Genomic DNA, 20,513 nt, shown 5'->3' with positions numbered 1-20,513 from the left:
AAAAGAATTTATGAGAAGGGGAACAAAGAATTGTTATAAAAACTCATACAAACCCGATTGAAGATGATGACAATGCAAATTGGTTTAAAACCCGATTTGAAAGCGAGAGTTTTATGAATTCTGTAATTAATGGAACTTGGGGAGGAGACCCCTTAAGTGATTTTCTAGACTCGGACGAGAACATATATTCATTAAAAATTACAGAACCTCACTTAGAAGAAAAATCAATATTCTTAAGTGTTAAAAATTTTTAAAAAAGTAGTAACTTCGTTTTTCTAACTTAACTTCCAAAAAGCTTAAAAAGTAATTACTTAAAAGGAATAGTATTTGCTCACATCTCATAAAAAGTAAAGTAAATTAAATATCTAGATGGACGAATCTGTTAATGCGCTTAAAACTGCTGTTCCTCTTGGCAACTTTGTTGCCCTTTGCAAGAGAAAAAACAAGAATTTAGAAACCACTAAGTTGGTGGGAATTTCCGTGTATTCAGTCATTATTGACAACATTAGAGAGGTTAAAGAATCTTATTTAAAGACAGGTTGGATAGCTGAAAAAGGTGATTTTGTGATTGATCTTGTGAATATACAAAACAATGTTCATTTAGCTGTTGATATTAATAGATTTAATGAATTGGTGGCAATTAGTCATATCTATAACGTTTTTCGAGTAACTAACTCAGAATTAATGAAAGAATATTTGCTAATCATGTTTAAAAATTCAAAAATTGAAAAATGATTAAAGTGAGTTTGCCATGGATCTATAAGGGGAACTTTATCTTGAGATAATTTCATAAAATTTCCTATTTCTTTACCTCCTCTGGAGGTTCAGAAAAGAATAGTTAATAATTATGAAACTCTAGGGAAAATTATTCAATTTAAGAAAAAAATTAACGAATTACTTGAAGAGTGGATGCAATGTTTATTTCATTCAATGTTTGATGACCTAGAGGAATTTACTCATGAAACTTTTGGGAATTTGTTTCAAATCATTAAAGGAAGTAGACCTCCCAGATCCAATTATTATTGAGATAAGTTGTACTACTGCAGAGCAGGGGGAGTCCCCTTTTTGCAAGTAAAAGATATTTCTAAATCTAAATGTAAGTTTTTAGTTTCTACTTTGGAACAATTAACTGAAGAAGGGTTGAAGAAATGCAGAGGAATTCTTCTTGGGGGGGGCACCTCATTTTTTGTCATCACGGAATTGCCAAAACAATTAAAAATATAGCTATAAATGAAATAAGGTTATATTTGGAGGGAGATTTATGGGCACTTAAGCCAAATGCAAATGTCGGGCTAACTTTCCTTTTTCATTCTTTGAAGGAGAATGTTGAACTTCTATTAAGCAAGTCTACCACCTCCACCTCAAAGGAAACCATCCGAAAAAATGAACTATTGTTTCCCGCCCCCAAGACTTAATCGACAAATTCAACCAAATTTGCAATCCAATATTTGAATTACAGAAAAATAATGAACAAATAATTACAAAGTGTTTGAGTTTGAAAAAATGCTGAATAGAGACGTTAGATTAGGGTTTTTTGTGAAATTAAAAACTTACTTTCTATCAAAATTGTTTCAAAACTACTTACTTTTTAAATAAAATCATAGGAATAAACAAAATCTGGAAATAATATAATTCCAAAGGCGAATATTCAATTTGTAAATTTTTACTCCTTGTTAGGAGAAGAGATAGAAGTGTAAAAAAACATATTTATCCAATAATTTATGTATTAACGTATGAAATTTTTTAAAAATCTTTGAAAATATCTAGTTTATTTCTTCAAGAAAGATAAATATAGTTGGGATTCGTATGTTAAGATGATCAGATTTTTCTTTACACAAATTCCATTTACAGTTTCCTATTGATCTTCTGTATTAGGTTACGGTTTTGGAAGTTCATGAAGCCCAAACTTTTTATTGTTTCTGTCAGGTGCTAATTTCACAATGTTTATGATTGGGTTACTAAATTGATGAATAATCAAGAATTTTCAGGATTGTCACTCAGAAAGTTATAAGAAAGATAATCTTCTTAGATTTGACATATGTTCATGCATATGTATCCTCCCTTGTTATTTGATTACAAGACCTTTATTCTTTAAAAAATATAAGAAAGTTCACAAAATAACCAATTAAGGATAGCAACAGAACATTTAATCCCGCAAAAAGTCGCTTTAATTTTTTAGTTCCTAATTAAAGTTAGACTTAACCGAAACTAAGAATAGTTAAAGGTTTAGGAATCCTCTCTTAAAATTGTTTCTATAAATTGGAAATAACAAAGTATATTCTTTATGCTAAGTAATGTTCTAAAGATACCTTTAGCTGTTGTTTTAGGTGGTGTTGCCACTACTTCTTCGTCATTTGCACTTTCCGAACAGTTTGCGAGTAAGTATCCATTAGTTGTTCAACAACTAGATCAATTTAAAAAATCTTACGGATTCGATTCTTGTTATCAATTTTTGAATGAGGACAATAAGATTTCCTTGTTGTTCGTTTGTTTGAAAAAGATGGGGTCAAATAATGGCGATAAAACTCACTCGACCAAACATTATTTTTACAATGGTGGAACTTGAGAAGAAGCTATTAGCTTAAGAAAGAATCCTTATGCAGATAATTCTATTTTGGTAAAAACTAAATCTGGATGATTTTGAAATAAAGAAAGGGGAATTAAGAATTACAAAGAACAAGAGTCTGATTTAGGGAAATTTGGATTAAATAAGGAGTGTCGATTTGAAAGTGTGCAAGTAAAAGGTCATGAATTGAACAACAGAATTTTCAAATGTTCTGTAGGAGGAATAGATATTAAGTGAAAATTGTCAGAATTTAAATAATTAATTTTTTAGTAATTATTAATAGGAATTCGAAGGGTTAGTTTTTTAATATCAATCTATTTTTCCTTCATAACTTAACTTTTTGTTTTGAATTTATAGACATGCTTAAATATTTTTCACTTAAATTACTAAGTTATTTCTTAATTAAGATAGATAGAACTTTCAGATAAAGCTTTAAGAATATTTACCTATACTTATTTAATTAAGAAATTTTGTGTTCTAGTCTTACTTTTATAGTTTCATAAGACTTAAAAATTAAAGTAAGCTCCCCTCCATCTAATGATGGATCAAAATAAATTTTTGTGTTTTGGTCTCTTATATCAGAATTATTCAGTTGATGAATAATAATAATATCCTTCTCAGAGAAGTGGAATATAACTTCTCTAGATTTAGAATAAATTTCCCCGTTGGTTCATTGGCATTTCAATTTAACCTCTAAGCCGGAGCCCAATCACTCACATTCATTGGCCGTTCATTCCTCTTCTTCCAGAAAATCTTCTTCACCTTTTATGAAATAATTCTTAGATAAAGAATTATTTTTCGATAACTCATCTATAGGAGGATAGGAGCTTTCAATATCGGGATTTTTCTCAACAATAATTGGAGGATTTTGTGTTATGTCAAAATTATTTTCTCTTTCTTTTTGTTCTCTGGTTTTTGAATTTGGATCTTTTGATAATGTTCTTTGATCCTCATTTTTTAATTTTTGATCAGAATCTTGCTTATTGTCTAAAGAATTAACTCTCAATTGAGTAGGATTCTTCTCCCCTCGGCTTAAAGTATGTTTTTCTGGACTTTCTTCTTGATTTGAGAAACTTACCTCATTAGCCTTTAAAGTCAAGGGAGTCAAAACATTTTCACTCTTTGGTTTCTCTATAAATGATTGTTTTGAAAGATGATTTATATAATTTTTGGTTGAAGAATTTGTCAAACCATAAGCAACTCCAGCTCCTCCAACTAAAGCGCACAGTGCTAAGGAGGACTTAGATAACAAATTAAAAGAGAGCATATAAAAATTATTTAAGCTTTTCTAATTTTTGAAAGGATTTTCCCCAGTTCCTTATTGAAGACCTAATTAGATTTGGTAAACAATTATTTCCTGAGTTAATCCTGTCTATTACAGACTATTTCTTTTTTTGATTAAAAATTCTTAATTGCTCAGACAATTCTAATATTTCAGAAGAATTTTTAATCTTAAAGTCATCTCCCGCTCCGCCAGATAGCAAAGTACTTAACTTAAATTTTTCCATGCCAACTAAATCAAACCTTGTATTTTTTAGTAATCTATTTAAAGCCTTACTAACTTTACAGCCAGTTAGTAGATAGTGAAAAAATTGTTCTCTATCTAAAGTCAAGGAACAATCTTCAGGATAAAAATAACCTATTTCTCTGCTAGAACTTAATAAATTTTCAATATTTTCTATGTGTTGAGTAATTATGTCTTTAGAAATACTCCAATCTCTTTCCTCTTGAAAAGGAAAAGAAGAAGGAGATCATTGCGAAGCCAAAGACTTATTTTCTTCATCACTTTCCAAGTGAAGAATTATAGGTAAGCAAATTTGAGAACCCTCTGGTGATAACTTAGGTATTGCTGAAATAGATAATTTCAAACTATAATTTCGAAAGTCTTGATTGAGCTTTAACTAAATCTAACAAGTTTTTAGTGGGCTTAGCACCTTTACTTATGAATTCTTTGTATAAATTCATATCCAATTCAAAATTACCTTTTTTAGGTTCATAAAAACCTAATGTCTTAAGTTCAGCAGAGTCTCTAGCTCTTCTAGAGTCTATTGCAATTATTCTGAAAAAAGGATTATGCTTTTTTCCTTTTTTTTTGAGTCTTAATCTAACCATATCTCTAGGAATTTTATTTTTTGGCTTCTAAGTCAGGAAGTTTAGGTATTTTAAAGGGAGAGAAGGAAAAAAGATCCGGAGAATCTTTTTCTAGTTTGGAAATTCATTCTGAGGAATAATTATGTTTTTCTGTATTTCCTAAATTCTCCAAAGGTCAACCATCATAAATCTTTAAATCGGGCTCTTTTCGACTTGTAAACAGAGGTAAAATTTCTAACTTTCTATTTAGGAGAGAATACAAGTTTTTAGTTCCTGAGATTGTAGGATACAACTTATTTTTATTTTTTATTTCTTCAGGATGCATTAACTTGTAACTAAGTTTTGAATATTGATCACTAAAAACTTGACTTATATATTTTTCTATCAATCTTTGATAATCAAATTCAATAAGTGTGGATAAAGATTGTTTAAGTTTTGATTTTCAAGTATGAAAATAACCAGTTTCTAAAGATAAAGGATTTTTTTCAGGAACATCTACATATTTTCCCATAGCCTTTAACTCCTCTAACAAGTAGTGAATTAATTCCCAATTAGTGGGTAAGAGAAATTTAAGCTCTTCTTTTGAACACGCCAATTGTTCTCAGTTCTCATAGTGATCGCTCAAAGAGGGGTAAGGACAAAGAAGTGCCAAACTTCCCCCTTTAGGTACATCTGCAAAATATAAGCTTCTATTTTTATAAAAGAAAGCGTACATCTTTGGAGTTACTAGAATACCTTCAGAAAGTATATCCTTAACTTTTCCTATAATCAGAATTTCAAAATTAATAACCCTTTTAAAGGCTATTGTGGGAAAGTTATTGAAGTAAATTGAAGAAGATTAAAAAATTTCAAGTACCTTAATAGAGTAACTTTTTTGTCTAGTTTCAACTTCTACTGTATAGGTTCCGCCAGCAGGCTTGCCCAATATGGCTCTGGCTATAGGAGATTCATTAGAAATCTTAAATTGAGAAGGATTAGCATCCAAACTACCTAATATTTCAAAAGTATATTCCTCATTTGTCAGTGAGTGAAACACTCTAACTTTTGAACCTATCTTAACTACTTTTTGTTCCTTGCCAGCCTCCTTACCTTCTTTATTGCCTTTATCAATAATTTCGTAGTTTTTTAATATGTATTCCAATTCAGAAATTTTTTTCTCCAATTGTTCTTGTCTCATCTTTGCGCTGTCATAGTCAGCGTTTTCCGATAAGTCTCCTAAACTTCTAGCATACTTAAGTTCTTCTAAAACTTGCGGTCTTTCTACATCTATTAACTTAGCAAGCTGAGATTTAATCTCAGCTAACTTTTCTTCAGTTATATAGTTTGTTGACATTCCAAATGTACTCCTCTTATTAATGATATATTAGAGATATCAGCAGTATTCTTGAATAACTCAGATGAGTTTTTTTAATTTAGGATTAGCTTTTAAGTGTGGCTTAACTTTTGGAAGTTGCCTGTCTATACCGGCTTTTATAAATTTAGTCGGAGAAAATTCAGCGTTAACAACTGGATTGGATGAGGTAAGTGCGCATATCCCGATTTTGAATTGCAAACAACATGGCAAGCATTATAGAGTATATTTGACATCTAAAGAAATAAATGAATGAAATGCAAAAGATTCTAATTACATTTCTTTAAAAGTTTTAGATTCGAACAATAAAGACAATATTGTTTGAAGACCTAATGTAAAAGAAGGAGAAAAGTGAACTAATTGAGCACTTATGTTACAAGGGGGAGAGAAGAGTTTCATTGAAAGTTCCCAGAGAAAATATGAAGTTTTTGTCAGAAGATCATATTTCTATAAATTGCGACCAAAGAAAAATAAAACTTAAAGAAGCGGGAGACTCATCAATGGAGACTATTATTTCTGCAGTTAAAGATCAAGAAGATTATCGCCTTGGTGAAGAAACATTTTCACAAAATGTTTTTAGCTTCAATCTAACTGAATGCAAAGATTTAGAAAAGGGAAGGGAGTGTAATATCTCTTTTGATTCGGAAAATAAGCTAAAGTGAGTCCAAGGTTTTAATCCTAAAATCTACTTTCCCTTAAAAAATAAAGCAAATTAATTTTTTGTAATTTCTTTATCAATTAGATGTTTTTTCTATTTTTTTGAAAATTTTCCTAAATTTCAGTTACTTTATATCACGAAAACAAAAATATGGAACATTCAAATATTCTGAACTATTAAATTCTCAAAGTCTTGTCTTTCTTCTTATATTTCATAGGAATTAATCTAATTATTTTTTCTTCCAACATTCTACTCACTTAAATGCAGCATTTAAAAGTTTCACTAAAAAATTAATTCATTAGATAAATTTTTTTGATCTATTTATTTAAGTAGTTAGTTTTTATTAGCTTTTTAATTAAATAATTCAATAATTAGGTCTTTTCTAGAATCTTGCTCTTCAAAAAGGTTCTTTTAGAAATTGGAGCCATGACAGGATTCGCTGGGGGGGGCATTGGTGGTTTATTTGGCCTTAAGGGAGGAGATATTAAAATCGACACCTCGATTGATCACTTTCACTTTAAAGACAGTGTTGATGTACTAAATCTAGATGAAAAAATCAAACAACAATTAAATCCCAGGGAGGGTAGGGTTAATGAATTAAATAAAACTTCTCTCGGTTCTTGACGAGACAAGAGCGAAGGAGTCGGAGAAGATCTTCTTTTTATTAGTGGATGAGATGGTGCGGGACCACACCAAATAGTAAAAAGTGACTCTCATTCTCAAAGCTGAAGAGAGCTTTTTGGGGGAAGAAAAGTTAGCGAAAGTTTAAGGTGATTTGGACCAAGGAAATTAAGTTTAGAGGTTGAGAAATTAAATCAAACTCAAGATGTGATTAAACAAGAAACTTATTGAGATATATTACAAAAATCAGGAGAATATATTGGAAAGAAAGATTTGGAGGGAATTGATAAGTATTGAAAAGAAAGAAATCCAGACTTAGAAGAAGACATTTTATGTTTATATAGAGGGAGGGAATGGTGAATAGATAAATTTGGTGTTGTCAAAGATACGGGATTGGTTGAACTTGAATTTCAATTAACAAATTTAAAGAAGCTTTTGGAGTCCAACGAGGAAGCATTGATTACTAAAGGATGACAATTTGGACAAATTGTCAACAATAAAAAAATTAAACAATCAAGACTTTTGGGTGACGTTGAACAAGTCTTCTTTAATTACTTAAGAAAAATATTTTGAGGGAATCGAAGTGAGTCTAAAAGTTTAAGGGAGAAAAATATAGGACTAGTCATTAAAGCTTTATTGAACGGAGAACAAGCAGGATTTGATTGCTCCGAAAACAACGAAGTAAGTTTAAAAGAATTTTTTAGCGAATGCCAAAAATTCAAAGGGAATGCGAATCTTAAATCTGTGCTTAAAAGCACCCATTACAGAAATGGATACTTCAGGATTCCTGAAAAAGAAATTAAAACATTTTGAACTTGAAATGATATGAGAAAGGTTACAGATAAGGCAAAAGCAATTAAAAGGGATGATTTAAAAAAGAGTCCTTTAATAGATGAAGAATGTGAAGAATCAAATCTCTTTTCTTTTTTGGGAGATTCCTCATTGGAGTTGAGAAGGAATATTTGTAGCCAGATAGTTATTCCTTGGTTTGGAGATGTAGTAGGAGATAAGCGTTTATGTTTAATTGAAATTCCAGAATTCCAATACTACTTAAGACTCAACACCTACTTAAATGTTTTGGATTTACCCACTTGGCACAGTAATAACACTTTTTGAACCAAATGTTCTAATTACGGTGCCTAAATATAGAAGTAAAATAATAAAAATTTGTAAATTAAATGCTCTGGAAGAAGATTCTTTTAGAGTTAGCTACTGTTAGTGGATTGGGGGGGGCATTGGTGGTTAATTTGGAATTAATAATCAGGGTGTCTTAGTTGATTCAGAAGAAGACATTTCTTATTTAAGGGAAGAAGAGGGCTTAAAGATAAGACAGGAAGTTAAGAGTAATGTAAGTGAAGGATGAGGAAAAATATTTGAGTTAAATCACACAGTTCTAGGATCTTGAAAATGACAAAGTGAGGGTGTTGGTGAAGATTTACTTTTTATTAGATTAGGGGATGAGATTGGGCGGGACCACATAAAAGAATATCTAGTGAAAGACATTCTCAGGCAGAAAGAGATCTTTGAGGAGGCAGGAATATTAGTGTTGGAAATACTTGATTTGGACCTAGACAATTGTCTAGAGCAATTGCAGATATGGAAAAAGTTAATAAGGAGAAATTAAATAAGAAGGAATTACAAAGCTACTGGCCAAAGATACAAAAAGTCGGCTCAATATATAACTCAAGAAGATATTGATGGAATTCAAAGATTTTGACAAAACAGGAGTAGAGAACTAGAAGAAGATATTTTTGGCTTATATCATGGTTGAAACTGATGAGCCGAGAAATTCGGAAAAAAGAAAGGTAAAGATCAAGTAGATCTTGAATTTGATTTCTCTAAGATAACACAAATGTTGAGTAAAAGTGAAAAAGAATTGAGGGAACAAAAATGAACTTTTGGACAAATATTTCAGAATCCTAAATTAGCTAAAGTTAGAGTGTTTGGGGATGTTGAGGAAACTGCCTTTAATTACTTCAAACATGTTGCATGACCAGAAACTGGAGAGGTCAAAAAATTAAAAGAGAAGAAGATAGCTATCGCTATACTGGCTTTAATGCTAGGGGAGGAAATAGGTTTTGATTGTGCAGGCGGAAAAGCAGATTATAAAAGTAAATTCTTCGGAGAATGTGAATCTAATGAAGGTGATTCAGTTAAAGTAAAGAGAGTCTTAAAAAGTACTTAAAAGAATTATGGAAGTTATTATTCTCCGAAAAAAGACGCTGGACATGGTTGAAAACAACAAAATAAATTGAATGCAAGTGAAGCTAGAGAACTTGTAAAAATGGATGATATAAAGAACACTTCTTTACTAGATGAAAAATGTGAAGATGCTGCTCAATGGTGAGAAATATTATCTGCCGGAGAAAAAGAAATTAGGAGAGAAATTTGTGACCAAATAATAAGACCTTGATTTGGAGACTGAGTTGAAGATAAAAGACTGTGTCTATTTGAAATTAAGGACTTTAATAATTATTTAATACTTAATACTTATTTACAAGTTCTGGAAATTCCTGTGTGAAATAAAAAGAATACTTTTTGGACTAAATGTTCTAACTATGGAATTTAGGAATTTAAGTTAAATAAAACCCTACTTAAAAAAATCAGTAATTTTTTTTGTTTAAATCCCAAAATTGGAGCACTTAGTTCAGAAAGTGTTTTTATGATGTCAAGTAGGAATTGTTACGACTTTTACGTAGTTAATTAATCTCAAGAGATAATCATTTTCCAGAGATTTAAATAAACATAACCTTTTATCTGGAACAGAATCCCCGAATCATGGATTCAATAACCTTTCGCAAGCTTCTTGACGAATTTGTTTATTGGCGTCCAAAAACAAAATCCAACCTGATTCTTCGCACTTTTCAAAAATTAAAGTTGAATCTTCAATCTTGTCAAAATTTATTAACTTCTTTTCGTCTGCGGTCAAAGAGGGGTGTTCTTTTCAAGGAGCTTTCTTCCCCTTCAAAGGAACTCTATAACCACTACTATAATTTGTAGCTTTTAAAACGGACACAACTTCAAATTTTCCTAACTTTTCTTTTGCACCTTTTTCGCATTCTTCAAAATATTTTTTCTTTATCTCATTATCATCATCTCGATTACAATTAAAGCCCATTTCTTCACCATGGATGAGTTTCTCAATAACTTTGGCAACATTTCTTTCCTTTAATTTTTTTGTATTTTCGTCATTCGGCCAAGCAATTTTTCTCAAGTAATTAAAAACAGTTCCCTCAAGATCTCCAAAATATCTAATTCCATCTAAAAGGGAATTGCTGACTAATTCACCATATTTTCAACCTTGAGTCCTTAGATCATCTTCACTAGCTTCCAAAAACTTACTTAAATTAGTAAGCCTAAATTCCAAATCAACTTTTCCACCCTGCTTAACGCCAAACTGCTTAGCTCAATAATCTCTACCTTTTCAAAGCCCAAATATATCTTCCTCAAGCTCTTTACTTCTATCGGATCAAAACCGAGTCAATTCCTCTCAATCTTTTTGTTTCAAGTAATTTTTTGATTCTTGAATCATAGTTCAATATGATTTACCTTTTGTAATTTCCTTTGATTTCTCCAAATCTTTTCACATTTTGGTTAAATCCCTAGGTCCAAATCAACCTCCATCATAATTACTAAAAGTAATCAGTCTACCTCCCCATAATTCACGTTTTTTCTGAGAATGAGTTTCGCTATTTATTTCTATCGGCTTTCCCGCTTTCTCTCAACCATTAATAAAAAGAAAGTTTGCTCCTACCCCTTCACTCTGTCATCTCCAATAATTCAGAACATTGTAATTTAAGTGAGAAATTAGACTGTTTCTCTTTTTTAGATCTGTATTAACTTTTTGATTTTGAACTAAAGTTGATGAATTTTCACTTAAGAAAGTCGTTTCATCGACATCATTAAATTCAATACTTTTTTGTGAAGAACTCGCTAACCCTCCAGCAACCCCTCCGACTAGACCAGCTAGAGTTCCCAACTCCAATAACAACTTTTTCAACAGCATTGAACATTAAATCTTTAAGTGAGTAAATTCGCTAAAAATCAAACAAAGGCCCAATTATTTTATTATTTTCAAATTTTGAATCAAATTTCCCCATAAAATTGTATTTTTAAGCAAATTACTGAATTTTCTTTATTTATCTTCAAATTTTTATTCCTCGACTTCAAAAAACAACTACACCCAAATTAAAAGAATAGCATGGTTTTCTTTTTTTTGAAATGTTTTATACCTGTTAGTGACCATTATTCCTTTTTTGACAAAAAAACTTAGTTTATATTTATGAAAAAAAAAATTTGTTATTTTTAAAACAATGGTTTAAAATCTCTAAAAACTTGTTTTATTAAGATGTGTAGTTCAGGAGATATCACAAGAGAACAAAGAATTAAAGAGGCTAAACATTGGTTGCCAATTATTAATAAATCGATAGAAACAGGTGATTTTCCTAATAGAGAAGGTGTTTTGGATGTTTTTGAACAATTAAAGTTCAACGGAAACACAAATCTGCATATTTATTTGTTGGCCTCTAGAGGGGGAATAGATTCTTATCTAGACCATTTGTATGCTTTTCTTGATGTTGTTAAGAAACATGGAATTAAGCCTTTTGTACATATATTTAGTGACGGGAAAGATGTACCTAAAAAACAATTCTTAAAAGATCTTCCCGAAATAGAAGCAAAAATCAAAGAAACTGGGGGAATTCTATCTTCTATTTCAGGCAGATTTTATGCAATGGATGAAGGGGAAATGTGAGACAGAATTGATAAAGTGTGAAAGGCATTTTTGAAGAGAAAAGGGACTCCTATATTTAAGAGTGCTTTAGAGTACGTTAAATCACAATATGAAAATACTTCAGATGAGTGGATAGTTCCTGCTATTTCTGAAGAATATTCAGCTGGACCAGGTTTGAGAGAAAAAGATATAATCGTGAATTTAAATTACTTGAAGTATGGTACTAGACAATTGTCACATGTTCTTGTTGGTTCCGCTGACTTGTACGATCATAACCCTCCAGAAATCCCAGAGGATTTAGGATTGTTTCTTATGGTGGATGACTCAAGGATGTTTGATTTGGGAAGTTTCTTTGAGGACGATTTGGCTTAGTTACTAGCCCAGAGAGTTAATTATTTTTTAACTTATTTCAATATTTCAACAAGTTAAAAATAGCAAATTTACTTTTTAAAAGTATTGAAGCAAGCGAAAGCAGTAATTGATTGGCATTAAAGTAAAAATCTTTTAAAAGTTTTTACCTCAAAAACAACTTTACAATAAAAACTATTACGAAAGCTTCAAAAAGTTGTAATTTTTAATCTCAAAGATTTGCTCAATTTACTCCTATCTATAAGGTTTATAACTAAATAATTTCTACTAGCATAAAGAGAAGAGAGAATAAACCAAATCTGAACTTAAAAAAATAACTTTAAAAATCTAAAGATGAATTCTTTGATTTAAATTTGCATTCTTTTTGCAACTCAAATTGAATGTGTATGCTCCTTCACTCTTAACTTCACAATCATTTTCTGGGTGAAGAGGAAAACTTGACAAACCTCTCAACCAGATAGGAGGATATTTCAAAATTTCAGAAGTATGGTCTAAGAAGTGCATCGTAATGGTGCTAGGAAATTTTGACTCTTTTATTAAATGACTTACTTGTTTAAATCTATCGTTCCTTTTTCTACTGTAGTGAAATAATAGAGGTTTAATTACTTCATTTGTATCATCTTTCAAGCATACATATAAAGAAGTACTTTGGGAGTGATGAAAGAAAGCTGAACAACCTTTATAACTATTTTTAGAAATTACTTCTGCTATTGAGCTATCCATTTCGGCCATTACTTGTGCGGGTAAAGCAGGTGGTAAAGTTTCTCTTCCAAAATTCACCAAAACTAAAGAGGTGAGGGAGACAATTCCTAGCCCAGAAAATCCACCAAGAGTATGTAAGGCGTAAGACATTAAAGTGGCGCCGAGACTTTAAAGTTAGTTTCTCTTAATTCTAAAAAAAAGTAGCTTAACTAAATTTGAATTCCTGATTGAACTGTTTTTGCGTTGCACTTTAATGAAAGAGAAGAATTATCACTATCTTTTGTAACCTGACAATCTTTCTCTGGAATTAATGGGATTTTTTGAATAGTTCTTAATCAATATGGGAAATAAGTCAAACTTTTAGTTTGACCTCCCTCTAACTTTATATAAAGTAGAATAACCTGTTTTCACATTAAAAATTTGACTTACTCTCGGGAACTTGTTGAAATTGTTTGCTCTATTGAAGAAATAAAAATGTGGCCAGTAAGAATCGTTATTTGTTGTAGTTTTTAAACATGCATACAATTGAGTTCCCTTTCCTCCACTAGTTACTAAAGTGGCACAACCTTTATATTCGCCAATCTTAACTAACTCCTTTATGACTTCAGTAGCAGTGATAGTTGTTTGTTTAACTTAGTGGGGGGGGGCAACAGAAAATGCTGGAACTAATTCCTTATTTCGATTTGCAAAAACAAAGGAAGAAACAAAAGCTGCACTTAAGCCAAAAAACCGTTAACGGTTTTATTTGATAGAGACAATTTAAGTCCTAAAAACTACCATAAGAAATTTTCTAGATTTTAAAGTTTTTATGCCTGCATTTTATTCTCTGTTCGCAATTGTAAATTACTGAAGGCTTTATTCAAAATTAACTCTTTTTAGGGACTGAAGTTTGAAATACTGCTCTTCCCTGTTCCTGATCTCACTCTAATCCCAGAAAATCTAGATAATCTTTATAGTGCTGAATCTCTACAGTTTCTCCATCTTCCTTTCCAAAAGAATTTAATACGAAGCTTTTTAATTTTTTAGACCAATAAATTGGTCTTTCTAGTTTTATATCTATAAGACCATCTTTAGTTATATCCTTAGTTAGTGGTTTTATGGCAGGAATAACATGGGAAGGCTCTTTGCCTAACTCAATAAGTTTCCATTTTCCAACATAGACAAACTTTTTATATTTCACTTGATCCTGTTGTCTTTGTCCCAATCTCCCCAATAAAGAGGGAGATTCATCAGTTTTGTTTCCCGAAACATAATATGTTCTTCAGTTATCATTCAAGAACTTATCTTCTAAGAATTTGTAAAAATATTGAAGATCATAACCACCTCCCCAAGTTTTTCCTTGGCCTCAAGATTTCCAAACAGTTAATTCTTGTTTGGGCTTATATAAAACAAATATTTTTGCTTTGCTATCTCTTTTATAGAGATCTACATAAGATTTCAATCTTTTTTGTCCCCTTCATTCTTCATTATGTCTTTCTTCTCAACCAGAAAAATAATAGATTAGATTATTTTCCTAATGTGTTTCTAATCTATCAAGTATTGAGGTCGCGAATAAAACACTATCTTTATATTCTTTTGACTTTAGTTCTGGAGATGTGACTGCAGTAAAGTTTTCTTCACCTCCAAATACTGCCATATTTCTGTAACTATCTCACTTAAGTCCTAAGAAATCTAGATATTGTTGATAGTTTTTCAGTTCAATAACGCCTTCTTTTTGTTCTCCCTCCAAAGGAACTTCTGAGAAACTCTTGAGCTTCTTAGACCAATAAATTGGTTTAACTAACTGGATTTCTTCTAATTTATTATCTGAAGTTAAGTTAGGAGTTTTCTTGATTGCAGGAATGGAATTTGCCATCCTTTCATCTAACTTAATTACTCTCCATTGTCCTACATATGCAGAATCTTTTGCTTTTTCTTTATCAATAAAGTTTGTTTTAACCGTTTCATAATTTGCATCAAAATAAGCTTTTAAGTGTGTGTTTGCAAAGTTATCTCCTTGGAACTTATAGAAGTATTGTAAGTCTAATCCACTCCCTCAAGCACCCCCTTTTTCCTCATCATTTCCAGACAGTTAATTCCTGTCTGGATTTAGCTAAGGAAAATATTTTAGCCTTACTATCCCATTGATATAAATCAACATAAGATTTATTTTGAGATTGATCTTTTGAGTTTTCTCATTTTCAAAAATAATAAATAGGATTATCTCCTTGAGATTCGTTTAACCTGTCAGTAGATCAATAAATAGAACATTGTCTTGTTGTTTGTCCTCTTTTAAGTTCTCTTGGGAATCATCTTGGTCGTTTTTGGAGGCGCTTATTCCCTGTATTCGAGGCTCTTCAGAATATTGTTTTGGTTGTGCAGCAACTAAGGTATTTGGTTGTCTTTCTACTCCAGTTTGGTCTAAGTTATTGTTTTCAACATTATCTTTGGGGGGGGCAACGAAAAGAGGACTTAGTGCTTTAGTTTGGTTTGATACAACAAAGGAAGTAAGTGAGATAGCACCTATACTAAAAAATCCTGTAAAAGCTTTTGCTAAAAAGGACAATTTAAAGACTTAAAAACTTAGTTAGGATTTAATTTTTAGATTTTAAAGCTCTTACGACAATCTAAAAAATTATCAATTGAATTAAATAGATTTTTTCTAAGAAACATGAAATTCAATTTCCTATTTATTTAAAAGTTTTGCTTTTTACTCTAGGAATTTAGGCTCTTTATGCCATATCAGCATTAAATTCCGTAATTAGAACATTTAGTTCAAAAAGTATTTCTTTTGTTTCATAAAGGAATCTCAAGAACTTGTAAATAAGTATTAAGTCTGAAATAATTTTTAAATTCCTTCGTTTCAATTAGACATAATCTCTTATCGTCAATTCAGTCTCCGAACCATGGTCTTATTATTTGATCGCAAATTTCTCTTCTAATTTCTGTTTCTCCGTAAATCCAAAATTGTCACATTGGAACAGCTTCTTCGCACTTTTCATCTAGTAAGGAAGTACTATTTATATCATTCATTTTTATCAATTGTTGAGTTACAGGTTTCTCCCTTAAAGGTCTTTGTAGATGTCACAAACCACCATGTTTCTTAAGAGGGACTCAATATTCATTTTTGTATTTCCAAGTACTTTTTAAGACTCTCTTCACTTTAACTGAACTGTCTACTTTCGCCAAACATTCATCAAAGAATTGACTCTTATGATTTTGTTCTCCTTTGTCACAATCAAACCCTATTTCTTCTGCAGACATTAAAGCAAGTATGGCAATAGCAATTTTCTTCTCTTTTAATTTTTTAACTGTTTCAGCTTCTGGTCAAGCAATATGTTTTAGGTAATTAAATGCAGTTGCTTCAACGTCTCCGAGTAGTCTTACCTTAGCTAATCTAGGATTTTGAAATATTCTTCCATAAGTTCACTTTTGATCTCTTAATTCTTTTTCAGTTTTACTCAACATTTGCTTAAGCTTAGAAAAATCAAATTCAAGATCTACTTGATCTTTATCTTTCTTTTTCCCGAATTTCTCAGCCCATCAATTTCAACCATGATATAAACCAAAAATATCTTCTTCTAGCTCCCTGTCTCTATTTGCTCAATATCTTTGAATTCCATCAAGATCTTCTTGACTTAAATATTGAGCTGATTTTTGTATTATGGGCCAATAACTTTTAAATTTTTCTTTATCAACTTTTTCCATATCTTCAAGTGTCTTAAATACCCTTCTTGGTCCAAACCACTCTTGCCCAATACTAATCTTTCTTCCTCCTCAAAGATCTTTGTCTGCCTGAGAGTGCTTGTCACTAGATATTCTCTTGTGTGGTCCAGCTCCATCTCATCCTCTGATAAAGAGTAAATCTTCACCAACACCCTCACTTTGCCATCTTCAAGATCCTAGCACTGTGTGATCTAACTCGGCTATCTTTCCTCATCCATCACTTAAATTATTCCTCGCTTCCTTTTGTAGCTTTAAAGTTTCTTCTCTTTTTAAATATGAAGTCTCTTCCTCTGACTCAACTAAAACACCTTGATTATTAATTCCAAATCAACCACCAATGCCCCCACCATCGAATCCTGTTATGGCTCCAATTTCTAAAAGAATCTTCTTCCAAATCATTTTTTGATTTACTTATTTTTTTAAATAAATTAAACCTTTAATAATAAATCTATTACAGGAGTTAAATATTTTTAAAAATCAATGGTTCTTTTAGACAATCATGTAAAAAGCTGTTATTAAAGCTTTTAACTTTAACAGGATTGGCTGAAAAAAGGAGGGGGGAGAAAAGGATTTAACTTAAAAGGCCTACCAGTTGGTTTCTATTAAATCTAGAAAAAACTTAATTAAATTTGAATCCCTGTTTGAACTTTTTTACTATTGCAGGTTAGAGAGTAAGAGGAATTTTCCTTGGAAATTTGACAATCTGCCTCTGGATTTAATGAATTTTTTGAAATATTTCTTAATCAGAATGGGAAATAAGTCAAGCTTTCATTCTTACCTTCCGCTAACTGTATATCTATAGAATAGCTATTTTTGGAATTAGTAATTTGACTTACTTGTGGGAACTTACCGGATAAAGCTTTCTTATTGAAAAAATAGAAATGTGGAACATAAGAATCATTATTTGTAGTTTTCAAACACACATATAACTGACTTCCCTTTCCTTCTCTAGTCGCAAGAGAGGAACAACCTTTGTATTCACCATCCTTCATTAGTTCTTGTATAGATTCAGTAACTGGACTGGATACTTGCTTAATTACATCGGGGGGGGCAACAGCAAATACTGGAACTACTTCCCTGTTGTGATTTGCCAGCGCAAAAGAGGAAACGGCGATTGTACTCAAGCCAAAAAACCCAGTCACGGTTTTAGTTAGTAGAGACAATTTAAGGACTAAAAACTATCAACAAAAAGCTTTTTAGATTTTAGAATCTTGGATTCCCACGATTTATTCTGTGTTTTTAGTTCTAAGCTGATAAAAGTTTTTTCAAAATTAACTCTTTTTAAGGGCCGAACCTTTAAAAACTACCTGTTTTTGGTTATCTTCTCACTTAAATCCCAAGAAATCTAAATATTCTTTATATTTCTTAATTTCTATGGTATCATCTCTCTTGGTCGCTCCAAAAGTTTTTAAAGTATTAGACCAGTAAATTGGTCTCACTAGTTCTATACTTTCTAAGTTTTCTGAGGTAATATCCTGAGGAGATTGGTTTATAGCAGGAATTACACTGGTAGTTCCTTCACCTAACTTAATCACTTTTCATTTTCCTGTATAAACATATCTCTCTATTTTTCTATTAACTCCTCTTCCTCACATTAAAGAACCTGATTTATTTGTTTCATTTCCTGAAGCAAAATATTCTTTTAAATTTGTATTCAAAAAATTATCCTCTGAAAACTTATAAAAATAATTTAGGTCATAGTCACCTACTTTAAACCCTCCTTTACCTCATCATTTCCAAATAGTTAATTCTTGTTTTTCTTTAGATAAAGTGAATATTTTGGTTTTATTATCTCATTTGTATAAATCCACATAGGATTTATTGGATTGATCTTTTGAGTTTTCTGATTCCCAAAAATAATAAATAGGACTATCTCCTTGAGATTCATTGAACCTGTCAAACAATAGATCAATAAATAAAACATTATCTTGTTTTTTGGACTCTTTTAAGTCCTCCTTAGATGCGTTTTGTGAAGCGCTTCTTCCCTGTATTGGAGCTCCCTCAGAATACTTTCTTAATTGCGAAGAAACTAAGGTATTTTGTTGCCCTCCTCCTAATTTAGTTTGCCTAATAAGTTATTTCTTTCAAGCCTATCTCTGGGGGGGGCATCAGAAAGAAGGTTCAATGCTCTATTTTGGTTTGTTGCAACAAAAGAAGTAAGAGAAATAGCTCCTATACTAAAGAATCCGGTAAAAGCTTTTATTAAAAGAGACAACTTAAAGATTCAAAAATGTAATTAAAATTTAATTTTTAAATTTTAAAGTTCTTAAGTCTTTTTGGGAAAGTAAAAATATGAATTAAACAAATTTTTTATATTCCATAGTTAGAGCATTTAGTCCAAAAAGTATTCCTTTTGTTTCATAAAGGAATTTCAAGGACTTGTAAATATATATTGAGTCTGAAATAATTTTTAAATTCCTTTGCTTCAAATAAACATAATCTTTTATCGTCAACTCTATCTCCAAATCATGGTCTTAATATTTGATCACAAATTTCTCTCCTAATTTCGGTGGCTCCGTAACTCCAAAATTGTCATAATGCTGCCGCATCTTCACATTTTTCATCCAATAAAGAGGTGTCCTTGATATTATCCATTTGGATTAATTTTTTCAATGCCTGTGGATCTTTTAAAGTTTTTTGCAGATGTCACGCTCCACCATGATTCTTCATAGGAACTTTATATTCATTTTTATGTTTTAAAGTGCTTTTTAATACTCTCTTGACTTGAACTTCGCCGTTTGTTACTTTCGCAGAACATTCCCCAAAGAATTGACTCTTATGATCTTCCTCACCTTTTTCACAGTCAAAACCTATTTCCTCTCCAAGCATTAAGGCAAGCACAGCAATAGCTATCTTCTTTTCTTGCAATTTTTTGACCTCTTCAGCTTCCGGTCAAGCAACATGTTTTAAATAATTAAATGCAGTTGCTTCTACATCTCCAAGTAGTCTAACCTGAGCTAATTTAGGATTTTGAAATATTTGTCCAAAAGTTCATTTTTTATCCCTTAATTCTTGTTCAGTTTTACTTAACATTTGCTTAAGCTTAGAAAAATCGAATTCAAGATCTACCCTGTCTTGACCTTTCTTTATCCCAAATTTGTCAGCTCATCATTTTCGACCATGATATAGTCCAAAAATATCTTCTTCTAGATCTCTGCTTCTGTTTTTCCAATATCTTTGTATTCCATCAAGATCTTCTTGATTCAGATATTGTGCTGATTTTTGTATTATTGGCCAATAACTTTTAAATTTTTCTTTATCAACTTTCTCCATATCTTCAAGAGCTTTAAATACCCTTCTAGGTCCAAACCACTCTTGACCAATACTAATCTTTCTTCCTCCTCAAAGATCTTTGTCTGCCTGAGAGTGCTGGTCACTAGATATCCTCTTGTGTGGACCAGCCCCATTTCATCCTCTGATAAAGAGTAAATCCTCCCCAACTCCTTCACTTCGCCATCTTCAAGAACCTAAAATAGTGTGATCTAATTCAGATATCTTTCCTCATCCATCACTTAAATTATTCCTCGATTCCTTTTGTAACCTTAAAGTTTCTTCTTCTTTTTTTAAATATGAAGTCTCTTCCTCTGAATCAACCGAAACGCCTTGTCCATTAACTCCGAATCAACCTCCGATGCCCCCCCAATCCACTAACAGTAGCCAACTCTAGAAGCAACTTCTTCCAGAGCATCTAATTTACAAATTTTTTAGTATTTTATTT

The 20,513-nt window shown here is 31.3% G+C and carries 26 protein-coding genes; 10 read left to right on the top strand and 16 right to left on the bottom strand.

Annotated features, from left to right (window positions below; translation table 4 throughout):
* Nucleotides 1-369: 369 nt before the first annotated feature.
* From MR07_RS01900 to MR07_RS01895, 3 genes are all read left to right on the top strand, one after another.
* On the top strand, nt 370-1,224 hold the full coding sequence (locus MR07_RS01900) for a restriction endonuclease subunit S (protein WP_043901177.1): 855 nt from the start codon (nt 370-372) through the stop codon (nt 1,222-1,224).
* A gap of 509 nt (nt 1,225-1,733) precedes the next feature.
* Nucleotides 1,734-2,129: a hypothetical protein gene (locus MR07_RS04595; protein WP_144079556.1), complete on the top strand. Its 396-nt coding sequence runs from the start codon at nt 1,734-1,736 to the stop codon at nt 2,127-2,129.
* A gap of 155 nt (nt 2,130-2,284) precedes the next feature.
* Nucleotides 2,285-2,824: a hypothetical protein gene (locus tag MR07_RS01895; RefSeq protein WP_024071191.1), complete on the top strand. Its 540-nt coding sequence runs from the start codon at nt 2,285-2,287 to the stop codon at nt 2,822-2,824.
* A 202-nt stretch (nt 2,825-3,026) separates the two neighbouring features.
* Here MR07_RS01895 and MR07_RS01890 read toward each other — a convergent pair whose 3' ends face one another.
* From MR07_RS01890 to greA, 5 genes are all read right to left on the bottom strand, one after another.
* Nucleotides 3,027-3,833, bottom strand: a complete 807-nt coding sequence (locus MR07_RS01890; RefSeq protein WP_024071190.1) for a hypothetical protein — start codon at nt 3,831-3,833, stop codon at nt 3,027-3,029.
* 115 nt (nt 3,834-3,948) lie between these two features.
* On the bottom strand, nt 3,949-4,434 hold the full coding sequence (locus MR07_RS01885) for a hypothetical protein (protein WP_024071189.1): 486 nt from the start codon (nt 4,432-4,434) through the stop codon (nt 3,949-3,951).
* A gap of 1 nt (nt 4,435) precedes the next feature.
* On the bottom strand, nt 4,436-4,678 hold the full coding sequence (gene rpsP, locus MR07_RS01880; protein WP_024071188.1) for a 30S ribosomal protein S16: 243 nt from the start codon (nt 4,676-4,678) through the stop codon (nt 4,436-4,438).
* 13 nt (nt 4,679-4,691) lie between these two features.
* Nucleotides 4,692-5,372: a hypothetical protein gene (locus MR07_RS01875; RefSeq protein WP_024071187.1), complete on the bottom strand. Its 681-nt coding sequence runs from the start codon at nt 5,370-5,372 to the stop codon at nt 4,692-4,694.
* A gap of 123 nt (nt 5,373-5,495) precedes the next feature.
* Nucleotides 5,496-5,990, bottom strand: a complete 495-nt coding sequence (gene greA / locus MR07_RS01870; RefSeq protein ID WP_024071186.1) for a transcription elongation factor GreA — start codon at nt 5,988-5,990, stop codon at nt 5,496-5,498.
* 64 nt (nt 5,991-6,054) lie between these two features.
* Here greA and MR07_RS01865 point away from each other — a divergent pair, with 64 nt between their 5' ends.
* The 6 genes from MR07_RS01865 to MR07_RS04585 all read left to right on the top strand — a co-directional run bounded on the left by MR07_RS01865 (nt 6,055) and on the right by MR07_RS04585 (nt 9,856).
* Nucleotides 6,055-6,489, top strand: coding sequence for a hypothetical protein (locus MR07_RS01865; RefSeq protein ID WP_024071185.1), 435 nt, complete (start codon nt 6,055-6,057; stop codon nt 6,487-6,489).
* A complete protein-coding gene (locus tag MR07_RS01860) occupies nt 6,428-6,724 on the top strand; it encodes a hypothetical protein (RefSeq protein WP_158432917.1) in 297 nt (98 codons plus the stop codon). The genes MR07_RS01865 and MR07_RS01860 overlap by 62 nt, the downstream gene beginning before the upstream one ends.
* A gap of 368 nt (nt 6,725-7,092) precedes the next feature.
* Nucleotides 7,093-8,430 carry a hypothetical protein gene (locus MR07_RS01855; protein ID WP_144079555.1) on the top strand — a complete coding sequence of 446 codons (1,338 nt, stop codon included), beginning with the start codon at nt 7,093-7,095 and terminating at the stop codon, nt 8,428-8,430.
* 349 nt (nt 8,431-8,779) lie between these two features.
* Complete coding sequence (locus tag MR07_RS04655) at nt 8,780-8,911, top strand: hypothetical protein (RefSeq protein WP_268743529.1); 132 nt, start codon at nt 8,780-8,782, stop codon at nt 8,909-8,911.
* 228 nt (nt 8,912-9,139) lie between these two features.
* Complete coding sequence (locus tag MR07_RS04590) at nt 9,140-9,472, top strand: hypothetical protein (protein ID WP_024071181.1); 333 nt, start codon at nt 9,140-9,142, stop codon at nt 9,470-9,472.
* Between the two features lie 66 nt (nt 9,473-9,538).
* Entirely contained in the window at nt 9,539-9,856 is a 318-nt protein-coding gene (locus MR07_RS04585; protein WP_024071180.1) for a hypothetical protein, read from the top strand.
* Between the two features lie 51 nt (nt 9,857-9,907).
* On the opposite strand, the gene MR07_RS01840 is transcribed toward MR07_RS04585, so the two are convergent.
* Nucleotides 9,908-11,293, bottom strand: coding sequence for a hypothetical protein (locus tag MR07_RS01840; RefSeq protein WP_024071179.1), 1,386 nt, complete (start codon nt 11,291-11,293; stop codon nt 9,908-9,910).
* Nucleotides 11,294-11,635: 342 nt separating this feature from the next.
* On the opposite strand from MR07_RS01840, the gene MR07_RS01835 reads away from it, so the two are divergent.
* A complete protein-coding gene (locus MR07_RS01835; protein ID WP_075047538.1) occupies nt 11,636-12,391 on the top strand; it encodes an alkaline phosphatase family protein in 756 nt (251 codons plus the stop codon).
* A gap of 324 nt (nt 12,392-12,715) precedes the next feature.
* Here MR07_RS01835 and MR07_RS01830 read toward each other — a convergent pair whose 3' ends face one another.
* The 10 genes from MR07_RS01830 to MR07_RS01785 form a co-directional block, all read right to left on the bottom strand.
* Nucleotides 12,716-13,240: a hypothetical protein gene (locus MR07_RS01830; RefSeq protein WP_024071177.1), complete on the bottom strand. Its 525-nt coding sequence runs from the start codon at nt 13,238-13,240 to the stop codon at nt 12,716-12,718.
* 59 nt (nt 13,241-13,299) lie between these two features.
* The gene (locus MR07_RS01825; protein WP_024071176.1) at nt 13,300-13,503 is read right to left on the bottom strand and encodes a hypothetical protein; all 204 of its coding nucleotides are present in this window, start codon (nt 13,501-13,503) and stop codon (nt 13,300-13,302) included.
* Nucleotides 13,504-13,955: 452 nt separating this feature from the next.
* Nucleotides 13,956-14,531, bottom strand: coding sequence for a hypothetical protein (locus MR07_RS01820; RefSeq protein WP_024071175.1), 576 nt, complete (start codon nt 14,529-14,531; stop codon nt 13,956-13,958).
* Between the two features lie 72 nt (nt 14,532-14,603).
* A complete protein-coding gene (locus MR07_RS01815) occupies nt 14,604-14,945 on the bottom strand; it encodes a hypothetical protein (protein WP_024071174.1) in 342 nt (113 codons plus the stop codon).
* 363 nt (nt 14,946-15,308) lie between these two features.
* Nucleotides 15,309-15,635 carry a hypothetical protein gene (locus tag MR07_RS01810; RefSeq protein WP_024071173.1) on the bottom strand — a complete coding sequence of 109 codons (327 nt, stop codon included), beginning with the start codon at nt 15,633-15,635 and terminating at the stop codon, nt 15,309-15,311.
* Nucleotides 15,636-15,817: 182 nt separating this feature from the next.
* Nucleotides 15,818-17,194 carry a hypothetical protein gene (locus tag MR07_RS01805; protein WP_024071172.1) on the bottom strand — a complete coding sequence of 459 codons (1,377 nt, stop codon included), beginning with the start codon at nt 17,192-17,194 and terminating at the stop codon, nt 15,818-15,820.
* Between the two features lie 224 nt (nt 17,195-17,418).
* The gene (locus tag MR07_RS01800; RefSeq protein ID WP_144079554.1) at nt 17,419-17,919 is read right to left on the bottom strand and encodes a hypothetical protein; all 501 of its coding nucleotides are present in this window, start codon (nt 17,917-17,919) and stop codon (nt 17,419-17,421) included.
* A 147-nt stretch (nt 17,920-18,066) separates the two neighbouring features.
* Nucleotides 18,067-18,699 carry a hypothetical protein gene (locus MR07_RS01795; protein WP_024071170.1) on the bottom strand — a complete coding sequence of 211 codons (633 nt, stop codon included), beginning with the start codon at nt 18,697-18,699 and terminating at the stop codon, nt 18,067-18,069.
* 149 nt (nt 18,700-18,848) lie between these two features.
* Nucleotides 18,849-19,010, bottom strand: coding sequence for a hypothetical protein (locus MR07_RS04365; RefSeq protein ID WP_158432915.1), 162 nt, complete (start codon nt 19,008-19,010; stop codon nt 18,849-18,851).
* A gap of 95 nt (nt 19,011-19,105) precedes the next feature.
* On the bottom strand, nt 19,106-20,443 hold the full coding sequence (locus tag MR07_RS01785; protein WP_043901174.1) for a hypothetical protein: 1,338 nt from the start codon (nt 20,441-20,443) through the stop codon (nt 19,106-19,108).
* Nucleotides 20,444-20,513: the final 70 nt, after the last annotated feature.

It is taken from the genome of Mycoplasma ovis str. Michigan (assembly GCF_000508245.1).
In the GTDB taxonomy this organism is placed as follows: Bacteria; Bacillota_I; Bacilli_A; order Mycoplasmatales; family Mycoplasmoidaceae; genus Eperythrozoon_A; species Eperythrozoon_A ovis.
Note: the sequence above shows the minus strand (reverse complement) of the source record. Positions and strands in the feature narration are given on the sequence as shown.